Annotated in this window: 5 protein-coding genes; all 5 read left to right on the top strand. The window is 66.0% G+C overall.

From position 1 onward, the window contains the following. A partial coding sequence (locus AAC083_RS14585; RefSeq protein WP_146181686.1) for an L-lactate permease occupies window positions 1-836 on the top strand: 836 nt, incomplete at its 5' end. Window positions 837-848: 12 nt separating this feature from the next. Next, window positions 849-1,625 carry a (Fe-S)-binding protein gene (locus AAC083_RS14580; protein ID WP_084204639.1) on the top strand — a complete coding sequence of 259 codons (777 nt, stop codon included), beginning with the start codon at window positions 849-851 and terminating at the stop codon, window positions 1,623-1,625. Next, window positions 1,618-3,054 (top strand): LutB/LldF family L-lactate oxidation iron-sulfur protein, encoded by a 1,437-nt coding sequence (locus AAC083_RS14575; protein WP_108536985.1) that lies wholly within the window; start codon window positions 1,618-1,620, stop codon window positions 3,052-3,054. The genes AAC083_RS14580 and AAC083_RS14575 overlap by 8 nt, the downstream gene beginning before the upstream one ends. Window position 3,055: 1 nt before the next feature. Next, the gene (locus AAC083_RS14570) at window positions 3,056-3,700 is read left to right on the top strand and encodes a LutC/YkgG family protein (RefSeq protein WP_108536984.1); all 645 of its coding nucleotides are present in this window, start codon (window positions 3,056-3,058) and stop codon (window positions 3,698-3,700) included. Continuing rightward, on the top strand, window positions 3,700-5,535 hold a 1,836-nt coding region (locus tag AAC083_RS14565), incomplete at its 3' end, for an FAD-binding and (Fe-S)-binding domain-containing protein (RefSeq protein ID WP_258224703.1). The genes AAC083_RS14570 and AAC083_RS14565, both read left to right, overlap by 1 nt.

The following is a 5,535-nucleotide window of genomic DNA, read 5'->3' as shown; positions in this document are numbered from 1 at the left end:
GGTGGGATTTCGCCCCTGAAAATGAGTGGCCGACCGAGTGGCTGGGCTCCCTCAAGCTCGATCTGAAAACGGCTGCCGCCCGCCCCATGTCGCTGCTGCTGGCCTGGATGCCCTATGTGGCGCTGGCACTCCTGCTGGTGGCAAGCCGGGTCAGCCCCGGGTTCAAGGCAAGCCTCTTGTCGGTGAGCCTCGCCTTCACAGACCTGCTGGGTGAGCCGGGAGTGAGCGCCTCTATTGAACCGCTTTACCTGCCGGGGGGCCTGCTGGTGCTCTGCGCCCTGCTGGCCACCCTGCTGCAATCGCGCTCCCTTGTCCCCTTTGGCCGGGCACTGGGGGAGTCCAGCCGTACCCTGATCGGGGCTGGCTTCGTGCTCATCTTCACCGTGCCCATGGTGCGCCTCTTCATCAACTCCGGCGTGAACGGGGCGGATCTCGCCAGCATGCCGGTGACCACGGCGAATTTTGCCGCAGGGTTGGTGGGGGAGTTCTTCCCGGCCCTGAGCGCCACTATAGGCGCGTTGGGGGCCTTTATCGCCGGCTCCAACACTGTGTCGAACATGATGTTCAGCCAGTTCCAGTTTGAAGTGGCCCAGACCCTCGGCGTATCGACCGCCGCCATGCTGGCGCTGCAGGCGGTGGGGGCGGCGGCTGGCAACATGATCGCCATTCACAACGTGGTGGCGGCGTCGGCCACCGTGGGGCTGCTCGGCCGTGAGGGGGCGACGCTGCGCAAGACAGCGCTGCCCACGCTCTACTACCTGCTGGCCACCGGCCTGATCGGGCTGGCGCTCATGTACAGCTTCCACATCTCGGACGCACTGCTGCAATTGAAGTAAGGAGAGCAAGTGATGAAGGTAATGCGGGTCTATCCGGCCAAGCCGGCCGATGTCTATCTCTATGCCACCTGTCTGGTGGATCTGTTCGACCCGGTGGCGGGGCTCGATGCCATCGCCCTGCTCGAGCGGGAGGGGATAAGGGTGCACTTTGTCGAGAAACAGACCTGCTGCGGACAGCCGGCCTACACCTCCGGCCATGAAGAGGAGGCGCGCAAGGTGGCGCAAAGCCAGATGGCGCTCTTCCCCGAGCCCTGGCCGGTGGTGGTGCTCTCTGGCTCCTGCGGCGGCATGATGCACCATCACTATGGCCGTCTCTTTCCCGGCAACCCCGAGGTTGCGGCCTTCTGCGAGCGGGTGTTCGAACTCACCGAGTTTCTGGCCCAGATCTGCCGGGTGCGCTGGCACGGGGTGGGGGAGGCGAGCATCGTCATGCACACCTCCTGCTCGGCCAGGCGCGAGATGCAGGTGCACAGTCGAGCCCGCGCCCTGTTGGGCCAGCTTGAGGGCGTCACCCTGCATGAGCAGGCCTACGAGAGCGAATGCTGCGGCTTTGGCGGTACCTTCTCGGTGCGCCACCCCCACATCAGCCAGGCCATGGTGGAGGACAAGACCCGCCACCTGCTGGCGACCGGTGCCGACACCCTGGTGAGCGCCGACTGGGGGTGCCTGCTCAATATCAAGGGATCCCTGGCCTATCAGGGCAAGAGACTTCCCGCCATGCACCTGGCCAGTTTCCTGCTCGCCCACAGCGAGCCTGTGGCAGAAAAAAAGGAGGCCCACCATGAGTGAGCACGCCAAGTATTCGCCGCGCCGTTTCCATCCCCAGGCCGAGGCGGCCCTGGCCGACCCCGTGCTGCGGCAGAACTTTCGCGGCGCCATGGATTATCTGCGTGGCAAGCGGCAGGATGCCTTTGCCGACCCGGCCGAGGAGGCGGCGGTGCGCGATGCCGCCGAGCAAATTCGCCAGCGCTGCCTCTCGCGCCTGCCGGAGCTTTTGGAGCAGCTCGAAGCCAACTGCGAGCGCAACGGCATCCGGGTGCACTGGGCCCAGACGCCTGACGAAGCCAACGCCATCATCCTCGGCATCGCCCAGCAACACGGGGTGAGATCCATCGTCAAGGGCAAGTCCATGGTGAGCGAGGAGGTGGGGTTCAATCACGAGATGGCGCGCCACGGCATCCGCTGCCTCGAGAGCGACATGGGGGAGTTCATCGTCCAGCTCGACGGCGATACCCCGTCCCACATCATCATGCCCGCCATCCACAAGAACAAGCAGGAGGTGAGCGACACCTTCGCCCACAACCTCGAAGACTTCACCCCCACCACGGACGTGGACGCACTGATCCAGACCGGGCGGCGGGCCCTTCGCGAGGAGTTTCGCCGCGCTGGCATGGGGCTGTCGGGGGTCAACTTCGCGGTGGCGGAGACCGGCAGCCTCTGTCTGGTGGAGAACGAGGGCAACGGGCGCATGTGCACCACTGTGCCAAACGTGCACGTGGCCATCACCGGTATCGAGAAGGTGGTGGAGTTCCTCTCCGACGTGCCGCCCCTCTACAGCGCCCTGACCCGCTCGGCCACCGGTCAGGCGATCTCCACCTACTTCAATGTCATCAGCGGCCCGCGTCGGGAAGGGGAGCTGGACGGCCCGGACGAGGTGCACCTGGTGCTGCTCGACAACGGCCGCAGCCAGGCCTATCGGGACGAGGAGCTGCGCAAGACCTTGCAGTGCATCCGCTGCGGCGCCTGCATGAACCACTGTCCGGTCTACACCCGCATCGGCGGCCACGCCTACGGCACCATCTACCCGGGCCCCATCGGCAAGATCATCTCCCCCCATCTGCTGGGGCTGGAGAGCACCAGCGATCTGGTGACGGCGTCGAGCCTGTGCGGCGCCTGCGGCGAAGTGTGCCCGGTGCGCATTCCCATTCCCGACATGCTGCAGCGCCTGCGCCGGGAGGCCAAGCACGAGGCGGCGCCGGGTCGCGAGCCGCTGGCAGGGCAGGGGGCTGCCGGCAGTCGTCTGGAATCCCTCGCCATGCAGGGTTTTGCTTTTGCCGCCACCCACCCACGGATCTATCACGCCGCGACCGGTGTCGCCGGTCGGCTGCGGGCTCTTGTGCCAACACACCTGGGTCCCTGGACCCAGTGCCGCGAGGCCCCCAAGCCCGCCCCCCGAAGCCTGCACGCCCTGCTGCGCCAGAAAAAAAAGGAGTCTTGATATGTCGAGCAAAGAGGCCATATTGCACCGCCTGCGCGGCGCGGCCACCCCCATTGCGCCTGCACCGCATGCCTGGCAGCCCTGGCGCGGTGAGGATGATCAGACGCGGCGCGCACGTTTCCTTAGCGGGATCACCGCCGCCCACGCCGAGATCCTGACCGTACAAGAGGCGAACCTTGCCCGCGAACTGACCGCCTGGCTGGATGGGGAAGGGATCTCGCGGCTCGCCTGCGGCCAGGGTGGCCGCTGGCAAGATGAGGTGGCGGTGGCTTGCGCCGGGCGCTCGGTATTGACGCCCGCTGGCGAGTTCGCCAGCTGGAAGGATGCGCTGTTCGACACCCGTCAGGCCGGCATCACCCACTGTGCGGGCGCCATCGCCGATACCGGCACCCTGGTGTTGATACCTGATGGCGGCGAGCCGCGCACCCTCTCCCTGGTGCCCCCCTGCCATATCGCGCTGCTGGCGGCGTCCACCATTGCCGACAACCTGGCAGGGCTGGTGGCGGCGGGGGGCTGGCAACAGGCCATGCCCACCAATTTGCTGCTGGTTTCCGGCCCCTCCAAGACCGCCGACATCCAGCAGACCCTGGCCTACGGTGCCCACGGCCCGAGCCGTCTGTTGGTGGTGCTGGTGGAGGATTGTTGATGCGCTGGAACGAGTTTGACGCCGCCCTGCTTGCGCGTATTCCACCGGCGCGGCTGGTGAGCGACCCTGATCTGCGCCTCGCCCACGGTACGGACGCGAGCTTTTACCGGCTGGTGCCCGAGCGCATCGTGCGCCTCGACTCTTTGGATGAGGTGCGTTTCGTGCTGGCGCTGTGCCGCGAATTGAACCTGCCGTGCACCTTTCGCGCCGCTGGCACCAGCCTATCGGGCCAGGCCCTGAGCGATTCGGTGCTCATTACCCTGACCGACAGCTGGCGCGGCCACCGTATTCTGGACGGGGGCGCGCGCATCGCCCTGCAACCCGGGGTGATCGGCGCCGATGCCAACCGTTATCTTGCCCCCCTGGGGCGCAAGATAGGGCCGGATCCAGCGTCGATTAACGCCTGCAAGCTGGGGGGCATCGCCGCCAACAACGCCAGCGGCATGTGCTGCGGCACCGCCCACAACAGCTACCACACATTGCACGCCATGACCCTGTTGCTGGCCGATGGCACTGTGCTGGATAGCGGCAACCCGCACAGCCTCGCCGCCTTTGCGCAGTCGCGTCCCGATCTGCTGGCGGGGCTCTCTTCGCTGCGCACCGATGTGCTGGCAAACACGGAACTCACCGCCAAAATTCGCCATAAATACCGGCTCAAGAACACCACGGGCTACGCCATCAATGCCCTCATTGACCATGTAGACCCGGTCGATATCCTCACCCACCTGATGATTGGCTCGGAGGGAACCCTCGGCTTTATCGCCGAAGTGGTGCTCGACACAGTGCCGGAACACCCCCACAAGGCCTCGGCCCTGCTGGTGTTCAGGGATGCCGAGCAGGCATGTCTGGCCACCTCGCACCTCAAAAGCGCGCCTGTGGCGGCGGTGGAGCTGATGGATGGGCGTTCCCTGCGCTCGGTGGCGGGCAAGCCCGGTCTGCCGGACTTTATTGAACGGCTGGACCTGGCCGCCTGCGCCCTGTTGATCGAGGTGCATGGGGAGAGCAAGGAGGTGCTGGTCGATCGCTGCGAGCAGGTGATGGGCATGGCTGCCGGGTTCGTTCAGGTGGCCTCGGTGCCTTTTACCAGCGAGAGCACCGGGCTCTGGGCCATTCGCAAGGGGCTCTTCCCGGCAGTGGGGGCGGTGCGCACCACAGGCACGACCGTCATCATCGAGGATGTCGCCTTTCCCGTCGAGCGTCTGGCCGAGGGAGTGGCGGGGCTGCAAGCCCTGTTCGATGAGTTTGCGTATCATGAGGCCATCATCTTCGGCCACGCGCTGGAGGGGAACCTGCACTTCGTCTTTACCCAGGGGTTCGATGATCCGGCGCAAGTGGCGCGCTACGGCGCCTTTATGGATGCGGTGGCCGAACTGGTCGCGGTGCGCTTTGGCGGGTCGCTCAAAGCCGAGCACGGCACCGGCCGCAACATGGCCCCCTATGTGGAGCTGGAGTGGGGGCCGGAGGGGATGGCGCTGATGCGCCGCATCAAGGCACTGCTCGACCCCGATGGCCTGCTCAATCCCGGTGTCATCATCAACGACGACCCCAAAGCCCACCTTGCCCACCTCAAACCCATGCCGGCGAGCGATGCCATCGTGGATCCGTGCATCGAGTGCGGCTTTTGCGAGGCGGTCTGTCCCTCGCGCACCCTGTCGCTCTCGCCGCGCCAACGCATCGTGCTCTATCGGGAGTTGTCGCGCCGCGAACGCAGCGGTGAGCCTTCCCGCGAGCTGGTCCGGCTGTTTGACTATCAGGGCATTGACACCTGCGCCGCCACCGGGCTTTGTGCAGACCGCTGCCCGGTCGGCATCAACACCGGCAGCCTTATCAAGAAG

The sequence above is a fragment of the Aeromonas sp. HMWF014 genome (assembly GCF_963878295.1).
Taxonomy (GTDB): Bacteria; Pseudomonadota; Gammaproteobacteria; order Enterobacterales; family Aeromonadaceae; genus Aeromonas; species Aeromonas popoffii.
The sequence above is the reverse complement of the archived record's forward strand: the minus strand, read 5'-3'. Positions and strand labels throughout refer to the sequence as shown.